This is a genomic window from Nocardioides sp. P4_G10 (genome assembly GCF_056401175.1).
In genome coordinates, this window is sequence record NZ_JBFUJV010000008.1 from 107,536 (window position 1) to 130,838 (window position 23,303).

Annotated in this window: 21 protein-coding genes, 1 tRNA gene and 1 pseudogene; 10 read left to right on the plus strand and 13 right to left on the minus strand. The window is 72.3% G+C overall.

Going from position 1 to position 23,303, the window contains the following annotated elements; all coding sequences use genetic code 11:
• Positions 1-74 precede the first annotated feature (74 nt).
• Both AC1DP1_RS11115 and AC1DP1_RS11120 read right to left on the minus strand, forming a co-directional pair.
• Positions 75-1,343, minus strand: coding sequence for an MFS transporter (locus tag AC1DP1_RS11115; protein WP_477506909.1), 1,269 nt, complete (start codon positions 1,341-1,343; stop codon positions 75-77).
• A gap of 90 nt (positions 1,344-1,433) precedes the next feature.
• Complete coding sequence (locus AC1DP1_RS11120) at positions 1,434-2,186, minus strand: ABC transporter permease (protein WP_477506910.1); 753 nt, start codon at positions 2,184-2,186, stop codon at positions 1,434-1,436.
• Between the two features lie 54 nt (positions 2,187-2,240).
• On the opposite strand from AC1DP1_RS11120, the gene AC1DP1_RS11125 reads away from it, so the two are divergent.
• Complete coding sequence (locus tag AC1DP1_RS11125; protein WP_300054216.1) at positions 2,241-2,573, plus strand: ArsR/SmtB family transcription factor; 333 nt, start codon at positions 2,241-2,243, stop codon at positions 2,571-2,573.
• 10 nt (positions 2,574-2,583) lie between these two features.
• Here AC1DP1_RS11125 and AC1DP1_RS11130 read toward each other — a convergent pair whose 3' ends face one another.
• A complete protein-coding gene (locus AC1DP1_RS11130; RefSeq protein WP_477506911.1) occupies positions 2,584-3,210 on the minus strand; it encodes a vitamin K epoxide reductase family protein in 627 nt (208 codons plus the stop codon).
• Positions 3,211-3,340: 130 nt separating this feature from the next.
• Between AC1DP1_RS11130 and AC1DP1_RS11135 the strand changes: the two genes are divergently transcribed.
• The 3 genes from AC1DP1_RS11135 (at position 3,341) to chrA (ending at position 6,388) form a co-directional block, all read left to right on the plus strand.
• Entirely contained in the window at positions 3,341-4,240 is a 900-nt protein-coding gene (locus AC1DP1_RS11135; protein WP_477506912.1) for a cation diffusion facilitator family transporter, read from the plus strand.
• Between the two features lie 70 nt (positions 4,241-4,310).
• Positions 4,311-4,967, plus strand: coding sequence for a DUF2238 domain-containing protein (locus AC1DP1_RS11140; RefSeq protein WP_477506913.1), 657 nt, complete (start codon positions 4,311-4,313; stop codon positions 4,965-4,967).
• Positions 4,968-5,023: 56 nt separating this feature from the next.
• Positions 5,024-6,388: a chromate efflux transporter gene (chrA, locus tag AC1DP1_RS11145; protein WP_477506914.1), complete on the plus strand. Its 1,365-nt coding sequence runs from the start codon at positions 5,024-5,026 to the stop codon at positions 6,386-6,388.
• A gap of 7 nt (positions 6,389-6,395) precedes the next feature.
• Here the strand turns inward: chrA and AC1DP1_RS11150 are convergent, their stop codons facing one another.
• The 6 genes and pseudogenes from AC1DP1_RS11150 to AC1DP1_RS11175 all read right to left on the minus strand — a co-directional run bounded on the left by AC1DP1_RS11150 (position 6,396) and on the right by AC1DP1_RS11175 (position 11,938).
• Entirely contained in the window at positions 6,396-7,166 is a 771-nt protein-coding gene (locus tag AC1DP1_RS11150) for an HAD-IIA family hydrolase (protein ID WP_457186569.1), read from the minus strand.
• A 112-nt stretch (positions 7,167-7,278) separates the two neighbouring features.
• Complete coding sequence (locus AC1DP1_RS11155; protein ID WP_477506915.1) at positions 7,279-9,804, minus strand: MMPL family transporter; 2,526 nt, start codon at positions 9,802-9,804, stop codon at positions 7,279-7,281.
• 541 nt (positions 9,805-10,345) lie between these two features.
• A pseudogene (locus AC1DP1_RS11160) lies at positions 10,346-10,495 on the minus strand (helix-turn-helix domain-containing protein); the annotation flags it as partial.
• Between the two features lie 309 nt (positions 10,496-10,804).
• Positions 10,805-11,188 carry a response regulator transcription factor gene (locus AC1DP1_RS11165; protein WP_477506916.1) on the minus strand — a complete coding sequence of 128 codons (384 nt, stop codon included), beginning with the start codon at positions 11,186-11,188 and terminating at the stop codon, positions 10,805-10,807.
• 107 nt (positions 11,189-11,295) lie between these two features.
• The gene (locus AC1DP1_RS11170; protein ID WP_457186510.1) at positions 11,296-11,763 is read right to left on the minus strand and encodes an aminoacyl-tRNA deacylase; all 468 of its coding nucleotides are present in this window, start codon (positions 11,761-11,763) and stop codon (positions 11,296-11,298) included.
• Positions 11,764-11,848: 85 nt separating this feature from the next.
• Positions 11,849-11,938 (minus strand) — tRNA-Ser (locus tag AC1DP1_RS11175).
• A gap of 146 nt (positions 11,939-12,084) precedes the next feature.
• Here AC1DP1_RS11175 and AC1DP1_RS11180 point away from each other — a divergent pair.
• From AC1DP1_RS11180 to AC1DP1_RS11190, 3 genes are read left to right on the plus strand one after another with little or no spacing between them, the layout of a single operon-like run.
• The gene (locus tag AC1DP1_RS11180; protein WP_477506917.1) at positions 12,085-14,025 is read left to right on the plus strand and encodes a lysophospholipid acyltransferase; all 1,941 of its coding nucleotides are present in this window, start codon (positions 12,085-12,087) and stop codon (positions 14,023-14,025) included.
• Positions 14,022-15,455, plus strand: a complete 1,434-nt coding sequence (locus tag AC1DP1_RS11185; RefSeq protein WP_477506918.1) for an HAD-IB family hydrolase — start codon at positions 14,022-14,024, stop codon at positions 15,453-15,455. Before AC1DP1_RS11180 ends, AC1DP1_RS11185 begins: the two co-directional genes overlap by 4 nt.
• Complete coding sequence (locus tag AC1DP1_RS11190) at positions 15,452-16,864, plus strand: wax ester/triacylglycerol synthase domain-containing protein (protein WP_477506919.1); 1,413 nt, start codon at positions 15,452-15,454, stop codon at positions 16,862-16,864. The genes AC1DP1_RS11185 and AC1DP1_RS11190 overlap by 4 nt, the downstream gene beginning before the upstream one ends.
• Positions 16,865-16,878: 14 nt before the next feature.
• On the opposite strand, the gene AC1DP1_RS11195 is transcribed toward AC1DP1_RS11190, so the two are convergent.
• From AC1DP1_RS11195 to AC1DP1_RS11205, 3 genes are all read right to left on the minus strand, one after another.
• Positions 16,879-17,343 carry an N-acetyltransferase family protein gene (locus tag AC1DP1_RS11195; protein ID WP_477506920.1) on the minus strand — a complete coding sequence of 155 codons (465 nt, stop codon included), beginning with the start codon at positions 17,341-17,343 and terminating at the stop codon, positions 16,879-16,881.
• The gene (gene tadA / locus AC1DP1_RS11200; RefSeq protein WP_477506921.1) at positions 17,340-17,816 is read right to left on the minus strand and encodes a tRNA adenosine(34) deaminase TadA; all 477 of its coding nucleotides are present in this window, start codon (positions 17,814-17,816) and stop codon (positions 17,340-17,342) included. The genes AC1DP1_RS11195 and tadA overlap by 4 nt, the downstream gene beginning before the upstream one ends.
• Before the next feature lie 61 nt (positions 17,817-17,877).
• Entirely contained in the window at positions 17,878-18,363 is a 486-nt protein-coding gene (locus tag AC1DP1_RS11205) for a tRNA adenosine deaminase-associated protein (RefSeq protein WP_457186520.1), read from the minus strand.
• 111 nt (positions 18,364-18,474) lie between these two features.
• Between AC1DP1_RS11205 and upp the strand changes: the two genes are divergently transcribed.
• Entirely contained in the window at positions 18,475-19,116 is a 642-nt protein-coding gene (gene upp / locus AC1DP1_RS11210) for a uracil phosphoribosyltransferase (protein ID WP_300054047.1), read from the plus strand.
• Between the two features lie 56 nt (positions 19,117-19,172).
• Here the strand turns inward: upp and AC1DP1_RS11215 are convergent, their stop codons facing one another.
• Entirely contained in the window at positions 19,173-20,084 is a 912-nt protein-coding gene (locus tag AC1DP1_RS11215) for a PDDEXK family nuclease (protein WP_477506922.1), read from the minus strand.
• A 228-nt stretch (positions 20,085-20,312) separates the two neighbouring features.
• Between AC1DP1_RS11215 and AC1DP1_RS11220 the strand changes: the two genes are divergently transcribed.
• Entirely contained in the window at positions 20,313-21,842 is a 1,530-nt protein-coding gene (locus AC1DP1_RS11220; RefSeq protein ID WP_477506923.1) for a Re/Si-specific NAD(P)(+) transhydrogenase subunit alpha, read from the plus strand.
• On the plus strand, positions 21,793-23,283 hold the full coding sequence (pntB, locus tag AC1DP1_RS11225; RefSeq protein ID WP_477506924.1) for a Re/Si-specific NAD(P)(+) transhydrogenase subunit beta: 1,491 nt from the start codon (positions 21,793-21,795) through the stop codon (positions 23,281-23,283). Before AC1DP1_RS11220 ends, pntB begins: the two co-directional genes overlap by 50 nt.
• Positions 23,284-23,303: the final 20 nt, after the last annotated feature.

The window sequence follows — 23,303 nt, forward strand, 5'->3', positions numbered from 1 at the left end:
GCACGTGTCCGTGAGATCGCCCTCGCAACCCGCGATCAGGGGCCGTTTCCCGGACACGTGTCCGAGCCGAGGTCTCAGACCGCGACCCGGGTCACCCGGTAGCGCACGAAGGCGGGCACGGCGAGCGCGGCGAGGACGGTGCCGATGATCACGAGCACCCCGCCACCGGCGGCTGCGACGGCGGCGCCGGTCACCGCGGCTGTGGCGCCGTGGAGGACGTCGGCGACGCGGGGGCCGCCGGCGACCACGACGATGAAGATCCCCTGCAGCCGCCCGCGCACGGAGTCGTCGGCCGCGGCCTGGAGCATCGACGTACGGAAGGCGGCGGACGCCATGTCGGCGGCGCCGCCGATCGCGAGCATCAGCACCGCGATGCCGAGGAACAGGGCCGGTGCGAGCGGCGCGAGCATGGCGGCGACCCCGAAGCCGACCATCGCGGCGCCCCACACGAGGATCGCCACGATCACTGCCAGGCCCTGCCGCTCGACCCGCGACACCCAGCCGGACAGGACGCCACCCACGACGGCGCCGGCCGGGATCGCCGCGAAGAGCAGCGCGAACGCGACGCCGCCCTCGTTGGGACCGCTGAAGGCGACGTCGGCGAGCTCGGGGAACAGCGCCCGCGGCATGCCGAAGACCATGGCGATGATGTCGACGACGAACGACATCATCAGCACCGGTTTCGTACGCAGGTAGCGGAAGCCGTCGATGACCGCCCCGATCCCCGGCGTCACGGTGACGCCCAGGATCGGCAGGGGTGGGAGGCGTACGACGGCGCCGAGGGTCGCGAAGAGCGTGATCGTGTCGAGCAGGTAGAGCCACGAGAAGCCCATGAGCGGGATCAGCGCGCCGCCCACCAGCGGCCCCGCGATGCCGCCGGCCTGCATGACGGTCATGTTGAGCGAGTTCGCCGCGGGCAGGAGCTCCTCGTCGAGGAGGCGTGGCAGCAGCGCCGACCGGGTGGGCTGGTTGACCGCGAAGAACGCCTGCTGGACCGCGAACAGGGACAGCAGCAGCCACACGTCCTCGGCGCCGAGCACGGCCTGGAGCCAGAAGCCGGCGCTCGTCGCGATGAGGCCGCACGTGGTGATCAGCAGCAGGGTCCGGCGGTCGAAGACGTCGGCCAGTGCGCCGCCCCACAGCCCGAAGACGACCAGCGGGACGAGGCCGAAGATGCCGGTGAGCCCGACGTACGCCGACGAGCCGGTCATCGCGTAGATCTGGGCGGGCACCGCCACGACGGTGAGCTGCGCTCCGACGACCGTGACGATGTTGGCGCGCCACAGCCGCTTGAAGTGCGGGTTGGCGAGGGGGCGGGTGTCCGCCAGCAGTCGCCTGTCCACCCGCGCAGGCTAGGTCAGGTGGGTCGGGTCCCCCTCCGGGTGGTGTCCGTCGGTCGGACGAGGAACTGCGGTCAGGCACGTCCGGTCGGGTCAGGACGGGACAGCGGGCAGGTACGGCGATCGGCTCAGGAGCCGGGTGACGATGACGCCGGTGATGGTCATCGCCAGTGCGATGCCGGCGAGCACGACGAGCTGGAACTGCGCCGCGACCGCCGGACTGGCGCCACCGAACAGTGCGCCGACGAAGGCGCCGGGCAGGGTGACGAGACCGGTCGAGCGGGTCTGGTCGAGGTTCGGCAGCAGCGACTCGCGCACGGCCTCCTGCCCGATCTCGAGGTGCGCGCGGGACGGCGACGCGCCCAGGGACAGCCACGCCTCGACCTCGTCGCGGCGGTGCCGGACACCCCGCAGGAAGTTGCGCCCCGACAGCGTCGCCGCGCTCATGGCGTTGCCGATGATGATGCCGGCGACCGCCACGAGGTAGCGCGGCTCGAGGGCGACCAGCTGCAGGACGAACACCAGCGACAGGGCGACGCCCGCGCCCGCCACCACGCCGATGATGGCCGCCCGGCGGCCGTGCCAGAGCTCGCTGAGCCGTCCGGACGCGGTGACGGACGCCGTCGTGAGCATCAGTGCGAGGAAGGCGACGACCGTCCACGGGACGGCCAGGATCCCGCGGAGCAGGAGGGCGACGATGCTGAGCTGGACGACCGCGCGGGCCAGCGACGTCAACGGCGTCCAGCCGAGGCCGATCCCTGATCGCCAGGCGAGCAGCACCGTCGCGAGCACGACGACCAGCAGGCCGGCGCCGAAACGGGCGTAGTCGAGGACGTCGTGCACCACGCGGCCGACGGTAGCCGGGCGGGGGCCGCCTACGGCTAGCATCGTCGGGTGGCGATGAGATCGGAGGCGACCGGGCTGGCGGCCGAGGCGGCCCTGTTCCATGCCCTGTCCGACCCGTCGCGGCTGCTGATCGTGCGGCACCTGTCGCTGGGCGAGCACCGCGTCGTCGACCTCACCGCGCACCTCGGGTTGGCGCAGAGCACGGTGTCGAAGCACCTGGCCTGCCTCAAGGACTGCGGCCTGGTGGCCTCGCGCCCCGAGGGCCGGGCGTCGGTGTGGTCGCTGACCCGCCGCGAGGAGCTGCTCGAGGTGGTCGCGACCGCCGAGCGCCTGCTGGCGCTCACGGGGGTCGGCCCGGAGCACCACTACGAGGAGCGGCACCCCTGAGCCGCGGTATTCAGAGCAGCGTCGACCAGTAGGACCAGAAGCGCTCGAGGACCAGCAGCAGGACCACCAGGTAGGTGCCGAACACCAGCGGGCCGCGCCAGTCGCGCAGGCCGTCCGCGAGCCGTCCGTCCGGACCGGCCCCGAGCGCCCCCGCGGCGACGTTGCGCGCCGTGACGTACCAGAAGAGCGGGATGACGACGGCCCACACGACCATGCAGTAGGGGCACAGGGCGCCGATGCGGTAGAGGCTCTGGAAGACCAGCCAGCAGATGAACGCGAAGGCCGTGGTCACCCCGGCCTGCAGCCCGAGCCAGTACCACCGCGCCAGCCGGCCGCCGGCGAGCAGCGCCGCGCCCGTCGTGACGATCACCGGGAAGGCGGCGACACCGATGATCGGGTTGGGGAAGCCGAGCAGGGCCGCCTGCGCCGACTCCATCACGTTGCCGCAGCTGAGGACCGGGTTGATGCTGCAGGTCGGCACGTAGTCGCTGTCCTCCGCGAGCCGGATCCGCTCGACGAGCAGCACGGCCGAGGCCACGAAGCCGATGAGCCCGCCCACCAGCAGTCCGAACGCGAGCAGACGCTCCTGTGGCTCGGCGACGCCGGCAGGGTCGTCGACGGTGGAAGGGGTGCTCATGGCGGGTGTCTCCTGGGGACGGGGCAGGTCGGGCCCATCCTCCGGCATCACCCAACCGTCCCAGGAGACCGGGTTTGACCCGGCATCGCCAATTGGCGATGATGTGGACGGACGACGATGGAGGTACGCCATGGGTGCGGGACACGGGCACGGCCACGCAGGCGCCCGGCACAGGTGGCGGCTCGCCGTCGCCTTCGGCCTCGTCGCCGGCTTCTTCGGCGTCGAGCTGTCGGTCGGCCTGGCGACCGGATCGCTCGCGCTGATCTCCGACGCGGGCCACATGGCCGCGGACGTGGTCGCGCTCGGCGCCGCGCTCGTCGCCACGAAGATCGCCACCCGCCCCGACGGCACGGGCCGGCGCACCTACGGCTCCTACCGCGCCGAGGTGTTCGCCTCGGGCCTGACCGTCCTGATCATGCTGGGGGTCTCGGCCTACGTCGTCGTCGAGGCCGTACGCCGCATCGGCGAGACCGTCGAGGTCTCCTCGGGCCCGCTCCTGGTGGTCGGCGCGATCGGGCTGGTCGTCAACCTGGTCTGCCTGGTCCTGCTGCGCGGCGGCGCCTCGGAGTCGATCAACGTCAAGGGTGCCTACCTCGAGGTGATGGCCGACGCCGCCGGCAGCGTCGGCGTCCTGGCCGCCGGGCTGCTCGTCCACCTCACGGGCGACGGCTGGTGGGACACCGTCGTCGCCGTGGCGATCGGCGTCTTCGTGGCCGTCCGGGCGCTCGTGCTCGGCCGCGAGGTGCTKGCCGTGCTCGGCCAGCACGCGCCCCACGACGTCGACCTCGAGGCCGTCGTCCGCGACCTGGAGGCGGTCTCCGGCGTGGCCGAGGTCCACGACCTGCACGCCTGGACGCTGACGTCCGGGATGAACGTCGCCACCGCACACCTCGTCCTGCGGGTGGGTGCCGACGCCCAGGTCGTGCTCGCCGCGGCCGGCGCCGCGCTCCGTGAGGGCCACGGCATCGAGCACGCAACCCTGCAGGTCGAGGCACTGCCCGCCCAGGAGTGCCACGCGGCCACCTGGTGAGCGTGCCGGGCGCTGCTGACACACTGGCCCCGGCCGCCCGACCGTCGAGGCGCCGAGGATGGGGGACCGGGTGACCGAGGCAGCAACGATCGAGCACCCGCTGACGCCCACACTGGCCAAGACGGCCAACGTCCTCGCGAAGGGCGCGCTGGTCCTGCTGCTGGTCTTCGCAGTCATCTATCCCGACCAGGCCAACCTGCGCGACAAGGCCGCTGGCATGCGCGCCGTGGGCTACCCGCTGATCTCGTTCACCGTGCCGGTCCTGTGGTGGGCGCTGTGGCGCGACCGCATCTCGTTCCCGTGGCTGCCGGACCTGCTCATCACCATCACCTGCTTCACCGACATCCTCGGCAACCGGATGGACCTCTACGACACGGTCGTGTGGTTCGACGACTGGATGCACGTCATGAACACCGGCCTCCTCGCGGCGGCGTTCATCCTGCTCACCCTGCCGCGTGACGTCGGGTTCGGACGCGTCCTGGAGCGGGCGCTCGCCTTCGGTGCGACCTCAGCGATCGCGTGGGAGGTCGCGGAGTACTTCGCCTTCATCAGCCGCTCGACCGAGCGCGAGTTCGCGTACGCCGACACGCTGGGCGACCTGTCGCTCGGCACCGCCGGGGCCGTGCTCGCGGCCGTCGTCCTCCACCGCGCGTGGCGGCACGGGTACCTCGTGCACCCGCGGCCGCTCACCTCGGAAGGTCGGCCGGCGGCGGCTGCGACCGCCTGAGGGCATAGTCGAGCGCGCCGCTTGACTTAACGGCCGCGACGCGGTTCGGTGCTGCCATGTCCGCCTCCACCGGGACTTCGCGCGACGTCATCCCGCTGCGCGAGGCCGCCAAGGCCTGGTTCGCCATCTCGCTGCAGACCTTCGGCGGACCGGCGGGCCAGATCGCCGTCATGCAGCGCACCCTCGTGGAGGAGAAGCGCTGGATCGGGCAGCAGCGGTTCCTGTTCGCGCTGTCCTACTGCACGCTGCTGCCCGGGCCGGAGGCGCAGCAGCTCGCGACGTACGTCGGCTGGCTCCTCAACGGCGTCAGGGGCGCCCTCGTCGCGGGCATCCTGTTCGTGCTGCCCGGCGTCGCCGCCCTCCTCGTCCTGTCGGCGGTCTACGTCGCCTACGGCGACACCACCCTCGTCGAGTCGCTGTTCCTCGGCCTCGCCCCCGCGGTCATCGCGATCGTGGTCCAGGCGGTCGTCCGTGTGGGCCGGAAGGGGCTGGGCCATCCCGCGCTGGTCGCGCTGGCCGTCACGTCGTTCGTCGCCCTGACCTTCTTCGGCGCACCGTTCCCGGCCGTCGTGCTCGTCGCGGCGCTCGCAGGGTGGGTGCTCGGCCGCCACCTCCCCGGGCTGACCAGGCCGCCGAGGTCGGCCGTCGACGACGGACCGCCACCGCTCATCAGCGACGACCAGCTCCACACCGAACGACCGTCCGGCCGTCGGGCCGCGCTCACCCTCGTCGTCGGTCTGGTGGTGTGGTTCGCCCCGGTCGCCGGCGCGGCGCTCCTGTTCGGCCGGTCGAGCACGTTCGTCGACCAGGGCCTGTTCTTCTCGGGCGCCGCCGTCGTCACCTTCGGCGGTGCCTACGCCGTCCTGGCCTACGTCGCGCAGCAGGCCGTGGAGGTCTACCACTGGCTGCTGCCGGGCGAGATGGTCCGCGGCCTCGCGCTCGCCGAGACCACCCCCGGGCCGCTGATCATGGTCGTCCAGTTCGTCGCCTTCGTCGGCGCCTACCGGGCTCCGGGCGACCTCGACCCCTGGGTCGCCGCCGTGGTCGCCGCGCTGCTGGTGACGTGGGTGACGTTCGTCCCCTGCTTCCTCTTCATCCTCCTCGGAGCGCCGTACGTCGAGCGCCTCCGCGGCAACCGCGACCTCGCCGCCGCGCTGGCCGGGATCACCGCCGCGGTCGTCGGGGTCATCGCGAGCCTCGCGGTGTTCTTCACGCTGCACACGCTCTTCGACGAGACCGCGCGCCTCACGGCCGGGCCACTCGACGTCGAGTACCCCCTGCCCGGGTCGCTCGACCCCGCGGCGCTGGCCATCACCGGGCTCGGCTTCGCCCTCGTCTTCTGGCGCCGGTGGTCGGTGCTGCGCACCCTCGGTGCCTGCGCGCTCGCCGGCGTGGTGATCGGGCTCGCGACGTCGTTCTGAGGCCGGCCTACGTGTCCTCGGGCAGGCACTTCTGGGCGACATAGGGCACGACGTCGGCGATCGAGTCGACGACCTTCGTCGGCCGGTAGGGGAAGTCCTGCACCTGGTGGCGCTCCGTGGCGCCGGTGGCCACGAGGACCGTGCGCATGCCGGCCTCGAGGCCGCTGATGATGTCGGTGTCCATCCGGTCGCCGATCATCACGGTGGTCTCGGAGTGGGCGTCGATGCGGTTGAGCGCGCTGCGCATCATCAGCGGGTTGGGCTTGCCGATGAAATAGGGCTGGCGCCCCGTCGCGGTGCTGATGAGGGCCGCGACCGACCCGGTCGCCGGCAGCATGCCCTGGGCGCTCGGCCCGCTGGGGTCGGGGTTGGTGGCGATGAAGCGCGCGCCGGCGTTGATCAGCCGGATCGCCCGGGTGATCGCCTCGAACGAGTAGGTGCGGGTCTCCCCGAGCACGACGTAGTCGGGGTCCTGGTCGGTCATGACGTAGCCGATGTCGTGCACCGCCGCGGTCAGACCCGTCTCGCCGACGACGTACGCCGAACCGCCCGGGCGCTGGTCGTCGAGGAACTGCGCGGTGGCGAGGGCCGACGTCCAGATCGACTCCTCCGGCACGTCGATCCCGCTGCTGCGCAGCAGGCGCACCCGCAGGTCGCGAGGGGTGAAGATCGAGTTGTTGGTGAGCACCAGGAACGGGACGCCCTGCTCGCGCAGCGCGCTGATGAACTCCTTCGCGCCGGGGATCGGGTCCTCCTCGCGCACGAGGACGCCGTCCATGTCGGTGAGCCAGGTGTGGACGGCGCGGGGTTCGGTCACGGGACCATTGTGGTCCACGACGGCGACGTCATGGGAACCTCCGGCCCGGACCGGAGGTCCCATGACGTCCGCGTCACCGTGCGGCGTGGGCGCCGGGGTGCTCGTCGACCTGCTCGTGGACCTGCTCGTCGTGCCCCGCGTGGCTGCGCTCGAGCTTGGCGCCCTCGACGTCGACGTCCGGCAGGATCCGGTCGAGCCAGCGCGGCAGCCACCACGCCGTCTCGCCGAGGAGGTGCATCGCGGCCGGGATGAGCAGCATCCGTACGACGAACGCGTCCAGCAGCACGCCGAAGGCCAGGCCGAAGCCGATCGGCTTGATCGTCGCGTCGTGGCTGAAGATGAAGCCGGCGAACACCGAGATCATGATGATCGCCGCAGCCGTGACCACCGAGCGCCCGGCGTGCAGGCCGTGCTGCACCGCGACCCGCGCCGACGCACCGTGGGCGTACGCCTCGCGCATCCCGGACACCAGGAACAGCTGGTAGTCCATCGCCAGGCCGAAGAGGATGCCCGTCGCGATGATCGGCAGGAAGCTCAGCACCGGCCCCGGCGCGTGGACGCCGAACAGGTCGGAGAGGAAGCCGATCTGGAAGATCGCGGTGATGCCGCCGAAGGCCGCCAGCAGCGACAGCACGAACCCGAGCGTCGCTGTGATCGGCACCAGGATCGAGCGGAACACCAGCACCAGGATCAGCAGGGACAGCCCGACGACCAGCGCCAGGTAGGTCGGCAGCACGTCGGAGAGCTGCTCGGAGATGTCGATGTTGGCGCTCGCGTTGCCGGCCACGCCGAGGGTCGCCTCGCCGCCGTCGGCGGTCTGAGGCGTGAGCTCGCGCAGGTCGCGGACCAGCTCCTGGGTCGACTCGCTCGACGGGGCGCCGTACGGGACGACCTGGAAGGCCAGCGCCGTGCTGTCCCGCGACGCGCCGATAGGCACGACCGCCTCGACCGACCAGAGGTCTCCGATGGCCGACCCGATGGCCGCCTGCTCGGCGAGCACGTCGTCCTCGGCGACGGCGGACGGGAGGTCGGCGACGACGAGCAGGGGGCCGTTGGACCCGTCGCCGAACTTCTCTGCCTGGACCTCGTACGCCTGGTAGCCCGCCGACTCCGGGGGTTGGGTGGAGCCGTCGGGGAGGCCCAGGCGCATCTGCGTCGCCGGGGCGGCGATGGCGAGGAGCGCGGCGACACCGAACCCGAGCACCCAGCAGGCGCGCATGGTGCTCATCGGCCGGTCACGCTCGGTGATCTCCTCGTCGTGCGTGCGCTCGCCCGCGGCCAACCGCTCGCGCTCGCGGCGGCGCAGGATGCGCATCCCGACCAGCGACAGGATCGCCGGGGTCAGGGTGACGGCCATCAGGATCGCGACGAGGACGGCGACGGCCCCCACGGTGCCCATCAGGCCGAGGAAGTCGACGCCGGTGACGTTGAGCGCGAGCAGCGCGACGATGACCGTCACGCCGGCGAACACGACCGCGTTGCCCGACGTGCCGTTGGCCAGCCCGATCGACTCGTGCACGTCGGCGCCCTGCTTCAGCTGGCGCCGGTGCCGGTTGATGATGAAGAGCGAGTAGTCGATGCCGACGGCAAGGCCCAGCATCACGCCGAGCACCGGCGTGACGGACACGAACTCGACCATGCCCGAGAACGACAGCGACGCCAGCGAGGCGACGCCCACGCCCAGCAGTGCGGTGACCAGAGGCAGGGCCGCGCCGAGCACGGTCCCGAGCATGACGAACAGGACGATCGCGGCGATGACCACGCCGGCGATCTCACCCGGCCCGAGGATCGATGGCACCGTCTGGGCGATCTCCTGCGACGGGTGGATCTCGACGCCCGAGATGCCGGCGTCAGCGACCATGTCCTCGATCTCGGTCTTGGTCTCGACGGTGACCTCGTTGATCGGGTCGTCGAAGACCACGTTGGCCACGGCAGCGGACCCGTCCTCGGACACGGTGCGGTAGCCGGCGGAGAGCTCCGACAGGGTCACGCCCACCTCGAGCTGCGGCGCCTGCTCCTCGACCTTCGCGCGCTGGCGGTCCAGCTCGGCCTGGCCGTCGGCCAGCTCCTGCTCCGCCGCCTGCAGCTGCGGGCCTACGGCGGCGAGGGTGCCGGCCTCTCGCGCCTGCTCGCGCTGGTCGGCCAGGGCCGCGCGGCCGGCGTCGATCTGCGCCTGCGCGCTCTTCAGCTGCGCCGTTCCCTGCTCGAGCTGCTCCTGGCCGTCGGCCACCTTGCGGGCCGAGTCGTCCACCTGCTGCTGGGTCGCGAACGGGTCGGTGACGTCGGCCACCCCGTCGACGTCGGCCAGCCGGTCGAAGAGGTCGGTCAGCTCGTCCTCCTGGTCGGAGGTGAACGCAGACCCGTCGGCGGTCTCGGCGACGATCGCCCCGTTGCCGCCGCCGGTCCCCTCGAATTCCTCCTCGAGCTGCTGGGAGACGCGCGTCGTGGGCGTGTCCGGCAGCGAGATGGACGACGACAGGGCGCCGGCGAAGGACAGGTAGGTCACCACGGTGACGGCCAGGACCGCCAGCCAGGCGCCGACGACGGCCCAGTGGCGGCGGGCCGCGAAGCGACCGATGCGGTAGAGGAGCTCAGCCATGGTGGCGGCTTGCCTTTCGTTGCAGAGGTGGAGGTCAGTGGTGAAGTCGGTGTGCGAGTCGGGCGGGTCGGCCGGCGTGGCCGATGCGGAGCCGCAGCAGGACGCGGTCGAGCAGCGCGTCCCAGTCGGCGCGCGCCTCGGGCGGCACGTCCGGAGCCAGGTCGGGGTGCTGCTCCAGCCAGAGGCCGGCGATGGTCACGATCCCGCTGAAGAGCAGCGCGAGACCGATCTCGAGGTCGACCGGGTCGAGGCCCGGTGCGCGGTGGACGAGCTGCTGGCGCAGGCGCCCGCCGACGTGGTCGAAGGCGGTCCGGGAGATGCCCTGCGCTCGCTCGTCCCCGATCTCGGGGGAGCCGAGGACGCGATGGATCGTCGCGATCGCCGTGGGCAGGTCGACGCCACGGGTGGCCTCGGCCACCGCGTCGAGCGCCGCGCGGCCGCCGGCCCCGCCTGCGGGGAGGTCGGCCGTACGCCGCTCGACCTCGCCGAGCAGGTCCACCGTCGCCTCGGCGAGGATCTGTTCGCAGACCGCCACCAGCAGCTGGTCGAGCCCGGCGACGTGGTTGAAGACCGTCCGCCGCGACACCCCCGCGCGCGAGGCGACCTGCTCGACGGTGAATCCGTCGGCGCCGTGCTCGGTCGCCAGCGCCCGGGCGGCCTCGAGGATGGCGCGTCGCCGCTCCTCGCGCAGCGCGCTGCGGCCGTCGGTGGGCGGAGTCGTGGTCACGAACCTATTGTTGCACTCAGTGCAAATAGTGTCCGCATCGGCGACGTGCGGGGTGGAGACGACAAACGGCACGGCCCCTGCGAGGGCCGTGCCGCAGTCGCGCTGGTGATGCGTGGTTCCACCGCCGCTGGGGGGACCGGATGCCGGCGGGAGGACGACGTCCGGGGACGGTGACGAGCGCGACGGAACGCGACCGTCGAGCCCAACCAGTGGTGTGACGGGCTCGGTCACGCCCCATGACGCGGCTCTGGCAAAAAAAATCCTGCCGAGCGGTCAGCCGGCCTCGGCGACCGTGGCGGGCCGGGCGGAGCTGCGGACGCGGTCCACCAGGTCGGCGAGCCCGAACGGCTTGCCGAGGACGTCGTCGGCGCCGGCGCCCAGGCAGTCGGCGACGTGCTCGGGCCCGGCGTGGCCGGAGGTCACCACGACCGCGCCGAGGAACCCGTCCTCGCGCAACGATGCGGTGGCCTCGAGGCCGTCCATGTCGGGCAGGCCGCGATCCATCACGACGACGTCGACAGCGCTGCGGCTGACGGTCRCTCGGGCAGCGGCGCCGGTGTCGACGGCGAGGACGTCGAAGCCGGCGCGTTCGATCGCGAGGGCCATCACCTGTGCGAGGTCGGGATCGTCCTCGACGATCAGCACGGTGGTGGGCACGCCAGTACGGTACAAGCCAAGTCCACGGCACACCCACAGAACGGTGAACTTCTCGTCACCTGAGCCCGACGCCACGCGTGGAGCGGACGTCGGTTGGCCGCAGGGTCTCAGGCGGGGTCGGTGACGTCCGCGACCTGCGCGTCGAGGTGGGCGATGACGTCGTCCGCGGCGAGCGTCGCGGCGACCCCGTGGGCGCCCGCGCCGAGCGAGACGGTCCGGCCCACGAGGCGCTCGTCGGCGACGACGGGCAGCGCAGCCCGCGAGCCGAACGGCGTGATGGTGCCGCGCTCGTAGCCGGTCACCTCGCGCGCCGCGTCGGCCGCCGGCATCGAGATGCGGTTGACGCCCAGGAGCGAGCGGAGCTTGGGCCACGAGATCTCGCGATCGCCCGGAACGAGGACGAAGAGGTGGTCGCCCTCCCCGCGGCGAACGACCATCGTCTTCACGATCGCCGACGGCTCGACCCCGCGCGCGGCGGCCGCCTCCGCGAGCGAGCCCACCCGTCCGTGCCGGGTGACCTCGTGCGCGATGCCCGACTCGGCCAGGGCCCGGATCGCGGGGTTGTCCTCGTCCACGCGACGAGCGTACGACGACATCGGACGTCGACGTCGCGGTGGAGACGACGATCGGGCCGGTCCGCGAGGGACCGGCCCGATCGGCTGGCGGTGGCGGTGGGATTTGAACCCACGGTGGGTTTGACCCCACACAACATTTCGAGTGTTGCACCTTCGGCCGCTCGGACACGCCACCGCGCCGAACGTTACTAGAGGGCACGCGTGAGTCGGAAACCGGCGACAGTGGACCAGTCGTCGAGCAGCCATGGCCAGCGGCGGCGTACGACGGTAACTTCGGCGCACGCCCGTGCTCGCGCCGAGCCCGGGCGGGAAGGAGGGACCGTGACCGCCGTCCGTCGTGTCCGGGACCTCGCCCGTGCCGCCCTGCCCCGGAGCGTGGGGGAGCGCCTCCCCGCCGCGCCGCCGCAGGAGGTCACCCAGCTGCTCCACGACAAGCGCTTCCAGCGCGCCGTCGCCGCCGCGGCCGACGAGCAGGGTCGATCCGAGGAGGAGGTCTGGTCGGAGGTCAAGGGCTACCTCCACGAGATGGCCGCCGCCCACGACGACCGCACCGCCCAGGGGTGGGCGCGTCTCGGCGACTGGTTCCTGAGGGCGTACGACGTCCTGGTGGACGAGGACGACATGCAGGAGCTGCGGCGCCTCGACCGCTCGCACAGCCTGGCGCTGGCGTTCAGCCACCGGTCCTACCTCGACGGGATGGTCATCCCCAACGCCTTGTCGTCGCGGCGCTTCTCGCCGACCTACACCTTCGGCGGCGCCAACCTGAACCTGCCGGTGATCGGCACCGTGGCCAGCCGCACCGGCCTGATCTTCATCCGGCGCGCGACCCAGGAGATCCCGGTCTACCGCCTCGCGCTGCGGTCCTACATCCGGCAGATGGTCACCAACAAACGCAACCTGGCCTGGTCGATCGAGGGCGGCCGCACCCGCACCGGCAAGCTGCGCCCGCCGGTCCACGGCATCCTGAAGTACCTCACCGACACGGTGCAGGACGACGGGGAGGGGGACCCCCTCGGCCAGGACGCCCCCGACGTCCAGGTGGTGCCGCTGTCGGTGGTCTACGACCAGCTGCACGAGGTGTCGCTGATGACCGAGGAGGCGCGCGGGGCCAAAAAGACGCCGGAGGACTGGCGCTGGCTGGTGCGTTTCGCGCGGCTGCAGCGCAACCGGCTCGGCCGGGCCTACCTGACCGTCGGCGAACCGTTCTCGTTGCGGGAGCGGATGGCCGAGCTGGCCGCCGAGGGCGTCACGGGCCACCAGGCGGTCGAGCGGGTCGCCCTCGACATCTCCCACCGGCTCAACCGGGCCACCCCGGTCACCACCACCGCGATCGTCTCGCTCTCCCTCCTCGGAGCCGACCGCGCGCTGACGGTCGACGAGGTCCTCGACACCGTCGAGCCGCTGGCCGCCTACATCGACGCGCGGCACTGGCCCGTCGCGGGTGCCGCCGACCTCCGCGACCGATCGACGATCCGCCGCGCGCTCGCCGAGCTGACCCTCAGCGGCGTGCTGACGGCGTACGACCGGGGCACCGAGCCGGTCTGGAAGATCGGCGACGACCAGCACCTGGTCGCCGCGTTCTACCGCAACACCGCGATCCACATCCTCGTCGAGCGCGCCATCGGTGAGCTCGCGCTGCTCACCGTCAGCGAGCTCGAGCCGGGTGCGGAGCTGCCGCCCGGTGGCGAGCTGCAGGTGGGCTGGGAGGAGGCGAAGCGGATGCGCGACCTRCTGAAGTTCGAGTTCTTCTTCCCCTCCCGCGCCGGCTTCGAGGACGACCTGCGCACCGAGCTCCGGCTGCTGGTCGGCGAGGGGGTCACCGAGATGACACCCGTCAAGGCGCGCGAGCTGCTCGTCAAGGCCCGTCCGCACCTGGCCCACCTCGTGCTGCGGCCGTTCCTCGACGCCTACCTCGTCGTCGCCGACCGCCTCGCCGACCGCGGCGACGGACCCGTCGACGAGGCCGACCTGCTCGCCGACTCCCTGGCCGTCGGCCAGCAGTGGGCGCTGCAGCGTCGGGTGGCCAGCGAGGAGTCGATCTCGCTCGAGCTCTTCCGCACGGCCCTGGCGCTCGCCCGCCACAAGGGCCTCCTCGAGGGAGGCGAGGGTGTCGGGTCGGCGCGCGAGGCGTTCGCCGTCGAGCTGCGCGACTCCGTGCGCCGGGTCAACATCATTGGCGAGATCGCCGGCGACACCATCACCGTGGGTCACCCCGAGCCGCGGTCCCAGCCCCGGTCCTCGTCCGACCAGGAGCGCGTGTGAGCGGGTTGTCCACCGCGGTCACCGACGCCATCGCTGCCATCGAGGCAGGACCCCAGGGGCCGTCGGTCGGGGCGTTCTTCGACCTCGACGGCACGCTCGTCGCCGGCTACACCGCCGCCACCTTCTACGGCGACCGGCTCAAGGGCCGCGACGTCTCGCCGGCGGAGTTCCTGCGCACCGTCGTCACCGCCGTGGACGGAGAGCTCGGCGGCGACCCGACCCGCATCGCCCACGTGGCCTTCTCGGCGATGCGCGGTGAGTCCGAGGAGTCCTTCGCCGACCTCGGCGAGCGGCTCTTCCGGTCCAAGATCGCCGGCACCATCCGGCGGGAGTCCCGCGCGCTCGTGCTGGCGCACCAGCGGGCCGGCCACACCGTCGCCGTCGCGTCGGCGGCCACGAAGTACCAGATCGCCCCCGTCGCCCGCGACCTCGGCGTCGAGCACCTCGTGTGCACCCGGCTGGTCGTCGAGGACGGCCAGTTCACCGGCGCCACCGACGGGCCCATGCTGTGGGGGCGCCACAAGGCCAGCGGCGTCCGGGCCTTCGCGCGCGAGCACGCGGTGGACCTCGCCCAGTCCTACGGCTACGGCAACGGCTACGAGGACGTCGCCTTCCTGTCCTCCGTCGGCCACCCCACCGCGCTCAACCCGCACCGCGACCTGCGCGCCGCGGCCGCGCGCCTGGGCTGGCCCGCCCTCGACCTCAGCGACCCGGTCGGCGGCTCGCTGCTCGCCGTCGGACGTACGGCTGCCGCGCTCGCCGGCATGAACGCGGGCGTCGGCCTCGGCCTGGCCTACGGGCTCGCGCGCGGCGACCTCCACGAGGGCCGCAACGCCGCGATCCGCCTCGCCACCCACCTGCCGATGGCGATCGCGGGCGTGTCGATGAACGTGCTCCACCAGGAGCGGCTCTGGACCCACCGCCCCGCGATCTTCGTCGCCAACCACCAGAGCGCGCTCGACATCCCGGTCCTCGGCCGGCTGCTCGAGCGGGACTTCACGGTCGTCGCCAAGAAGGAGGCGCGCTGGGACCCGCGGGCCGTGGTCGGGTCGGTCGTCATCGACCCCGCGTACATCGACCGCTCCGACTCGGAGTCCGCCCGCGCGACGCTCGACGGGGTCGTCGACCGGATCCGTTCCGGCACGTCACTGATGATCTTCCCGGAGGGCACCCGCTCGGCGACGCCGGTGCTCGGCCCGTTCCGCAAGGGCGCCTTCCACCTCGCGGCGCAGGCCGGCGTACCCGTCGTGCCGGTCGTGCTGCGCAACACCGGCGAGCTGATGCGACGCAGCTCGCTGGTGCTCAACCCCGGCGTCGTGGACGTGTGCGTGCTGGAGCCCGAGACCGACTGGAGCGTGGACGACATGAGCGAGCGCATCGCCGCGCTGCGCACGAAGTTCGAGGAGACCCTCGCGAGGTGGCCACTATGAGCGACGTCAGCGACGAGGACGTCGAGCGCTGGTCCGGCGCGGCCGGGTGGTCCACCGCGCCCGAGCTGACGTCCATGCAGACGCTGCTGTGGCGTGCCGAGCGCCACCCGGTGCAGTCCTCGACCTCGACCGTCGTGATCGACCTGGACCGGGCGCCCGACTGGGACCGCCTCGTCGCCGCGACCGAGTGGGGCACCCGGCTCGTACGCCGCCTGCGCCAGCGCGTCGTCGAGCCGGTCGTGCCGACCGCCGCACCGACGTGGGCCGACGACCCGACCTTCGACCTCGCCTACCACCTGCGCCGCGAGCAGGTCGCGAGCCGCGACGAGATGCTCGTCCACGCCGCCCAGATCGCGCTGCGACCCTTCGACCGCACCCGCCCGCTGTGGGAGGGCGTGCTCTTCGAGGGGCTCGGTGGAAGAGAGGGGGCCGGCGGAGCGGCGTACGTCCTCAAGATCCACCACGCGCTCGCCGATCCCCTCGGCACGGTGCAGCTGCTGTCGATGCTCCAGTCGGGGCAGCGCGCCCACACGCCGCGCAAGCCGCTGGGCGACGAGGTCGTGGCTCCGGTGGAGCCCGACCCGGTCGACCTCGCCGTCACCGGGTTCCGCGCCGACGTCGCGTCGCTGCCCGCGACCGTGCGGGCGACCGTCCGCCGCGTCGGGCTCGCGGCGACGCGACCGCAGGTCGTGGTGGGTTCGACCCTGCGCTACGGCGCGTCCGTACGCCGGCTGCTCACCCAGGCCGCACCGCCCTCGCCGGAGCTGTCGCCCCGCACCGGGCGCATGTGGTCGTTCCTCACCCTCGACGCGCCCCTCGAATCGCTCCGCACGGTCGCCCGGCTCGGCGGCGGCACCCTCGACGACGCAGCCGTGGCGCTGGTCCTCGGTGGGCTGCGGCGCTACCACGCCCGCCGCGACAGCACGGTCGCCGAGATCCCCGTCGGGGTTCGCGTCTCGCTCGACCGGGCCGACGACCTCGGCAACCGTTTCGCCGGCGCGCTGATCTCGGGGCCCCTCGCCATCGAGGACCCCGTGGACCGGGTCGCCGCGGTCCGGGGCGAGGTGCTGTCGCTGCACACCGAGCGTGCCCTCGAGGTGCTCGACGCCGCTGCACCGCTGCTGAACCGGCTGCCGTCCTTCATCGGAGCGTCCGCCCTCCGCACTGCCGAAGCGCCCGACGCCTTCGTCCTCACGCTGCCCGGGCCGCCGCGCCGGCGCTACATGGCCGGCGCCGAGGTGCAGGGGATGTACGTCCTGGGGCCGCTGCCCGGCGCCGCGCTCACCGTCTGCCTGGTGACCTGCGGCGACACCGCCTGCATCGGCGTCAACGTCGACGCGAGCGCGGTCGCCGACCTGGCCGGGCTCGCCGAGTGCCTGGCGGAGGAAGTGGCTGCCTTCGCCGGCTGAGCGCCGCTCGGTGGTCAGTCGGTCGGGCCGACGTAGCAGAGCATCCGGTAGTCGACCCCGTCCTCGATGTTGACGAAGCCGTGCCGCTCGTAGAACCGGCGGGTGTCGGCGTCGACCTCGTCGACGTTGATGTGCATCTCGGGCGACCCCAGGTCCTGGGCGAGCCGGCGGCACAGGGCGAGGACCTGCGTGCCGATGCCCCCGGAGCGGAGGGCGGGCACGACGTAGAGCTCTTCGAGCTGGGAGACGGGGCCGTCGAACCAGATGGCCGGTCGCAGGCTCACCAGGGCGAACCCCACCGGCCCGCCGTCGTCCTCGGCGAGGACGGCCACGATCTCGGGCAGCGCGAGGATCCGGGTGAACCGCTCGGCCAGCACGTCGGCGTCGTCGGTCTCGGTCTCGAACTCGGTGTTGAAGTCCCAGAGCAGCCGGCCCAGGACGGCTGCGTCCTCGGGGGTGGCGCGGCGGACGGTGCTCACCGGAGGCCCGCCGAGCGGTGGCGTGCGAAGAAGCCGTCGAGGAGGGCGGTGGACTCGTCGGCGAGCACCCCGGCGACCACCTCGGGCCGGTGGTTGAGCCGACGGTCGCGCACGACGTCCCACAGGGAGCCCACGGCGCCCAGCTTGTCGTCGTACGCCCCGAAGACGAGGCGGTCGACCCGGGAGAGCACGACGGCGCCGGCGCACATCGTGCACGGCTCGAGCGTGACGACGAGCGTGCAGCCGGAGAGCCGCCACTCGCCGCGGGCGGCCGCGGCGGCGCGGAGGGCGACGACCTCCGCGTGGCCGGTCGGGTCGTGCTGGGACTCGCGGGTGTTGTGGCCCGTGGCGACGACCGCGCCGGACGCGTCGAGGACCACCGCGCCGACCGGTACGTCGTCCGCCGCCAGCGCAGCCTGCGCCTCGGTCAGGGCCAGGCGCATCGCGTCGTCCCAGGGGCCGGTCGGACTCATCCGGGGTCCCCGCGGCGTTGTTCGGGGGAGCGCAGCGGAGGAGAAGAAGGTCGGGGGGTGGTCATGCTGAGGTGAGGCCGACCGCGTCGTCGAAGAGCTCGCCGAAGCCGAGGCGGCGGGCGATCTCGGAGAGCATCTCGTCAGGGTAGAGATCGACGTCGTCGAGGAGCGCGCCGAGGTCGATGGCGTGGAGGCCGAGGTCGCCGAGCAGGCCGAGGTCGCCGGCCGGCACCTCGACGTCGTCGTCCTCCGGCGGCGGCAGGCCGAGGAAGTCGATCACCGACTGGGCGAGCTCCCACTCGTCGGCGGCGGTGACGTCGGAGAGCAGCGCGCGCGTGCTCGCACCCGCCACGCGGACGAGCACGAAGAAGTCCTCGTCGACGGCGACCATGCCCACCGCGCCCTCGTCGCGTGCGACCTGGCGCAGCGCGTGGCTGAGGGAGTCGACCGAGTCGAAGGCGGGCGAGGCGATCTCCTGCACCTGCCACGCCCCGTCCTCGCGGAACGCAGCCAGCGCGAAGTCGACCTCGCCGGACTGCTCGGACATCCCCACACCTCCCTCGTCCAATCCCTCCTCCAATGTCGCAGAAAGGATGGGGACCGCCAACCCTCTCCGGCGTCTCGATCGGCGAGCTGCTTCCCCACTAGGGTGACCCCCATGCGCCTGCACGTGGTGAACCACCCGCTCGTCTCCCACAAGCTCACCGTCCTGCGCGACCAGGACACCGACTCGCCGACGTTCCGTCGGCTGACCGACGAGCTGGTGACCCTGCTGGCCTACGAGGCGACCCGCGAGGTACGCGTCGACCCGCGGCCGATCACCACGCCCGTCGGCCCGACGACCGGGGTCTACCTCGCCCAACCCAAGCCGATGGTCGTCCCGATCCTGCGCGCCGGGCTCGGCATGCTCGACGGCATGATGCGGCTGCTGCCGACGGCCGAGGTCGGCTTCCTCGGCATGGTCCGCAACGAGGAGACCCTCGAGGCCTCGACCTACGCCGAGCGCCTCCCCGAGGACCTCTCGGGCCGCCAGTGCTACGTGCTCGACCCGATGCTCGCGACCGGCGGCACGCTCGCCGCGGCCATCCGCTTCCTCACCGACCGGGGTGCCGACGACATCACCGCGATCTGCCTGCTGGTCGCGCCGGAGGGCGTCGAGAACCTCGAGAAGGCCCTCGACGGGCTCGAGGTGCCGGTCACCGTCGTGACCGCGGCGCTCGACGAGAAGCTCAACGACAAGGGCTACATCGTTCCCGGGCTCGGCGACGCCGGCGACCGGCTCTACGGCGTCGCGCACTGACGCTCGCGCGTTGAGTCGAGTGCGCTCGCGGTAGTAGTGGCCGCGGCGCTGCGCACTCAACCCACAGGGGGTACGCCGAGCGCCAGCAGGTCCTGCATCACCTCCCAGGGCTCGTGCCGGATCTCCCAGGCCGAGCACTGCACGACCGTCCGCGTGACGTTGGTGAGCTGTCGGTTGCGCCGGCGGTCGAGCGTCGCCTGCTGCGGGTCGTCGTGCACGCCACCGTCCACCTCGAGGACGAGCACGCGACCGTCAGCCAGTCGCCACTCGGCATCGGTGTAGCGCCGCCGTCCGCGGCTGTCGGTCCGCGACCGCTGGGACCTGGGGGGCTGGACGCCGTAGGCGCGGCAGGCCTTGCGCAGGTCGACCTCTGCCATCGAGTGGGCACCGTCGCCGACGTCCGAGAGGAGGTCGCGCAGGTCCCGGGAGCGGCGCAGGGGGGCGAGCCGGTCGACCCATTCGACCAGGGCGTCGGCGGTCGTGAGCCGCTGCTGCACCGTCGCGGTGACGGCTCCCAGTGCCGTACGCAGGTGTGGCTCGTGGGCGGCGAACATCAGCACGGCGGGCTCGAGGCGGCACATGGGCAGTTCACCCGCGCCGACCAGCAACCTGAAGGGTCTCCTCGTCCGGAAGAACCGGTAGCCGGCGAGCGGTTCGAAGCTCATCGGGTTGCTGACGAGGATGGTGATCTCTTCCCGGTCCCATCGGCGGAGCCCGCGGACACCGGCGGCGTTCAGCGCCCCGACCATCGCGCTCGACCCGGCGTGGAGCACCCCGAGCCACAGGGCCTGCTCGGGCGAGAGCGGTCCTGTCGTCGTGCTGACCACCTCCCCGGACCTGGTCGCCCAGCGCCCAACACGTACGTGGTTGCGGATCTCGCCGCGCGACACCCCGAGCTCGCGGAGCTGGCGGTGGCTCAGCAGGCCCGCCTGCACCTCGGCGAGCTGCCTCCACGGTCGATCCCCCATCGCGGCAGTCTGCGGTGGCGCGGACCGTCGCCGCTCGGCTCATCCACAGCCCGGGGTCGAGTGCGCAGTGCTGCGGCGACTACTGCCGCGAGCGCACTCGACCCGCGGGTCGATGTGGTCCACGCCACATGAGACAGCGGTGTGGGCCCGGCCTTTTCGGTACGTTGTGCCCGGCCACACCCCCGCAGGTCAGACCCTAGACATCGAGCGCCCTCCCAGGAGGCAGCAGTGCGCATCGGCATCCCCCGTGAGTCCAGGCCCGGCGAGACGCTGGTCGCCGCGACGGCGAAGACCGCCTCCCAGCTCGCCGCGCTCGGGTACGACGTCGTGGTGGAGCAGGGCGCGGGAGCGGCGGCCGACCAGCCCGACGTCGCCTTCACCGACGCCGGCGTGCTCGTCGCGCCGGCCGACGAGGTGTGGTCGAGCGACGTCGTGGTCAAGGTCAATGCGCCGACGGACGACGAGGTCGGCCGGCTGCGTCCGGGCGCGACGGTCATCAGCCTGATGGCGCCGGCGCGCAGCCCCGAGCTGGTCGAGCGGCTGAGCGCGGCCGGCGTGACCGCGCTGGCGATGGACGCCGTGCCGCGGATCTCGCGGGCCCAGTCGATGGACGTGCTGTCGTCGATGGCCAACGTCGCGGGCTACCGCGCCGTGATCGAGTCGGCCCACGAGTTCGGCCGCCTCTTCACCGGCCAGGTCACCGCTGCGGGCAAGGTGCCCCCGGCCCGCGTCTTCGTCGTCGGGGCCGGCGTCGCCGGGCTGGCCGCCATCGGTGCGGCCGGATCGCTGGGCGCGATCGTGCGCGCCTTCGACGTACGCCCCGAGGTCGCCGAGCAGGTCGAGTCGATGGGCGCGCAGTTCGTCACCGTCGACATGGAGCAGGAGGTCTCCGCCGACGGCTACGCCAAGGAGATGACCGCCGAGCAGGAGGCCGCCACCGCCGCGATGTACGACGAGGAGGCGCGCGCCGCCGACATCGTCATCACCACCGCGCTGATCCCCGGCCGGCCCGCCCCCCTGCTCGTCACCGCGGAGACGGTCGCGGCGATGCGCCCCGGCTCGGTCGTGGTCGACATGGCCGCGGCCAACGGCGGCAACGTCGCCGCCACCGTCAAGGACGAGCGCGTGGTCACCGCCAACGGTGTGACCGTGCTCGGCTACACCGACCTCGCCGGCCGGCTGGCCGCGCAGACCAGCCAGCTCTACGGCACGAACGTCGTCAACCTGCTCAAGCTGCTCACCCCCGAGAAGGACGGGCAGCTCACCCTCGACATGGACGACGTCGTCCAGCGGGGCATCACGGTGACGCGCGACGGCGCAATCATGTGGCCGCCGCCGCCGGTGCAGGTCTCCGCCGCACCGGCCGAGGCGACGCAGGTCCTGCCGGTCGAGAAGGCGCCCCCCACACCACCGGACCCGCGCCGCAGGCTGTACGCCGCCGGGCTGGGCGCCGTGGTCTTCCTCGCGCTCGCGACCCTCGCGCCGCCCAGCTTCCTGCCCAGCCTCACCGTCTTCGTGCTCGCCGTCGTCATCGGCTTCTACGTCATCGGCAACGTGCACCACGCGCTGCACACGCCCCTCATGAGCGTCACCAACGCGATCAGCGGGATCATCGTGGTCGGCGCGATCCTGCAGGCCCCGATCGACAACCTCGCGGTCCAGGTGATCGCAGGGGTGGCCATCCTGCTCGCCAGCATCAACGTCTTCGGTGGCTTCCTCGTCACCCGGCGGATGCTCAACATGTTCCAGAAGGGCTGAGCCAGTGGTCTCGTTCGTCACGGGCGCCTACATCCTCGCGGCGCTCCTGTTCATCCTCGCGCTCGCCGGCCTGAGCAAGCACGAGACGGCCCGCCGCGGCAACGCGTTCGGCATGGCCGGCATGGCACTGGCCGTGGTCGCGACGCTGCTGCTCGTCCTCGACTACCTCACCGACGACCTCATCGTGGACAAGACGCCGATCGTGATCGGGCTCGTCATCATCCTGGTCGCCGGCACGGTGGGCGCGGTGATCGGCATCCGGCTGGCTCGAGGCGTCGAGATGACCGGCATGCCCGAGCTGATCGCGATGATGCACAGCTTCGTCGGCCTCGCTGCCGTGCTCGTCGGCTACAACACGTTCATCGAGGTCGCCTCCGCCCACAGCAGCGTGGGTCTGGAGTCCGACGCGGTGCACAACGCCGAGGTCTTCATCGGCGTCTTCATCGGCGCGGTGACCTTCACCGGCTCGATCGTGGCCAACCTCAAGCTGAGCGCGCGGATGGGGTCCGCGCCCATCGCGCTGCCCGGTCGCCACCTGCTCAACCTGGGCATCCTCGTGGTGTCGGCCGTGCTGATGGTGTGGTTCATGCTCACCGACGGCTGGGTCGGCATGGCGCCGCTGGCGGTCATGACCGTCCTCGCGCTCGTGCTCGGCTTCCACCTCGTCGCCGCGATCGGCGGTGGCGACATGCCCGTCGTCGTGTCGATGCTCAACAGCTACTCCGGCTGGGCGGCGGCCGCCGCGGGCTTCATGCTGGGCAACGACCTGCTGATCATCACCGGCGCGCTCGTCGGCTCGTCGGGTGCGATCCTCAGCTACATCATGTGCAAGGCGATGAACCGTTCGTTCGTGAGCGTCATCGCCGGCGGCTTCGGCTCCGACGGCGCCGTCTCCGGTGAGGCCCGCGACTACGGCGAGCACCGCGAGATCCAGGCCGACGACGTGGCCGACCTGCTCGCCCACGCGTCGTCGGTCGTGATCACCCCCGGCTACGGCATGGCCGTCGCGCAGGCGCAGTACCCCGTCGCGGAGATGACGAAGAAGCTGCGCGAGAAGGGTGTCGACGTCCGCTTCGGCATCCACCCCGTCGCGGGCCGCCTGCCCGGTCACATGAACGTGCTGCTCGCCGAGGCCAAGGTGCCGTACGACATCGTGCTGGAGATGGACGAGGTCAACGACGACTTCCCTGAGACCGACGTCGTCCTCGTGATCGGGGCCAACGACACGGTCAACCCGGCCGCGCTCGAGGAGCCGGGCTCACCGATCGCCGGGATGCCCGTGCTGGAGGTCTGGAACGCCCGCGACGTCATCGTCTTCAAGCGGTCGATGGCCACCGGCTACGCCGGCGTGCAGAACCCGCTGTTCTTCAAGGACAACGCGCAGATGCTCTTCGGCGACGCGAAGGACAAGGTCAACGAGATCGTCGCTGCCCTCGGTTGATCGGCCCCGCCGGCGCCTCG